This is a genomic window from Mesorhizobium sp. P5_C1 (assembly GCF_054049815.1).
Map to the genome: position 1 here is coordinate 1 of NZ_JBFULQ010001006.1, position 1,227 is coordinate 1,227.

The following is a 1,227-nucleotide window of genomic DNA, read 5'->3' on the forward strand; positions in this document are numbered from 1 at the left end:
GCGCCCGACCTGCTCGATAGCCTGAACCACAGCCTTGCCGCCAGCCATATCGCGGCGGTCGATGAGGCTGGCTTCCGGCGCTTTGTCGGTCACGGCGGCCGCGTGATGATCGAGCGGGCCCATGCCGCCCAACAGCGGTCGCTTGACGTCGAGGAGCACGACCGGCTGCTGAAACTCTTCCTCGACCACTACACCCTCAACATCCCCGGCAAATCGCGCCCCTACCCCGGCGTCGTCGAGGCGATCGCCCGCTTCGAGAACGCCGGCTATCTCCTGGCCATCTGCACCAACAAATACGAAGCCAACTCGCTGGCGCTGATCGAGGCGCTCGGCCTGACGAAGCATTTCGCCGCAATCGCCGGCCAGGACACGTTCGCGTTCCGCAAGCCCGACCCGCGCCATCTCATCGAGACCATCAGGCTCGCCGGCGGCGACCCGGATCGCGCGCTGATGGTCGGCGATTCGCAAACCGACATCGACACCGCCAAGGCTGCCGGCATTCCAGTGGTGGCGGTAGATTTCGGCTACACCGACCGCCATGTCCGCGAATTCGAACCCTCGGCGGTGATCTCGCATTTCGACGCCCTGACGCTCGATCTGGCGCAAAGGCTGATTGTCGCCGCGGGGAACTGACAGGAAAACGGCCGGCATCACGTCTCAGGCAGGTGCTAAAGGACAACAATCCGATCCCTGTCAGAACGCGCTAGGCATCGCCTTGACTTCCCGCACCCGCCTCCCTTATATCGCGGCTCGCTTGGCCTTCGGGCAACGAGCGGGCGATTAGCTCAGCGGGAGAGCACACCCTTCACACGGGTGGGGTCGCAGGTTCAATCCCTGCATCGCCCACCATCCAATCTCCAGGAATGGCCAAATGGCATGTGCCGAGCGCCACGCCTTCATCTGRCACAATGACCGGGAAAATCTCGCCTTCAGTTCCAAACTGAGAGAATGGCTCAAGAGCTCGGCGGCGAGACCTACTATGCGCTCGACCGAGGCAAAGGCAGGGGATGTGGGAAAGTGGCGAAAGAAGGTGAAAAGCCACAGTCCCAGAGGGTTACAGCGCGACGGCCGCAAGGAACATAATACCGCCATCGACGCGTTTGCGGATATTTTGGAGCTTGGCAAAACCGTGTTTTCCGGCCTCGCCATGGGTAGCCTCGTTAAACACCTTGAATAACTGTAGAATGTCCTCAATATCCTTGTCGATAAATCCCAACATCTCAGGGG

2 protein-coding genes and 1 tRNA gene are annotated in these 1,227 nt (G+C 61.1%); 2 read left to right on the forward strand and 1 reads right to left on the reverse strand.

Annotation, left to right across the window (positions count from 1 at the left end; translation table 11 throughout):
• Positions 1 to 633: phosphoglycolate phosphatase (locus tag ACXJ7R_RS33415; RefSeq protein WP_457155521.1), on the forward strand; the 633-nt coding region annotated here is incomplete at its 5' end.
• Between the two features lie 141 nt (positions 634 to 774).
• Positions 775 to 849: transfer RNA gene (locus ACXJ7R_RS33420), tRNA-Val, on the forward strand.
• Positions 850 to 1,054: 205 nt separating this feature from the next.
• Here the strand turns inward: ACXJ7R_RS33420 and ACXJ7R_RS33425 are convergent.
• The gene (locus tag ACXJ7R_RS33425) at positions 1,055 to 1,219 is read right to left on the reverse strand and encodes a pPIWI-associating nuclease domain-containing protein (protein WP_457155522.1); all 165 of its coding nucleotides are present in this window, start codon (positions 1,217 to 1,219) and stop codon (positions 1,055 to 1,057) included.
• Positions 1,220 to 1,227: the final 8 nt, after the last annotated feature.

Coding starts and splice junctions, on each gene's coding strand:
- ACXJ7R_RS33425 (WP_457155522.1), bottom strand. CDS start 1,219: ATGTTGGGATTTATCGACAAGGATATTGAGGACATTCTACAGTTATTC.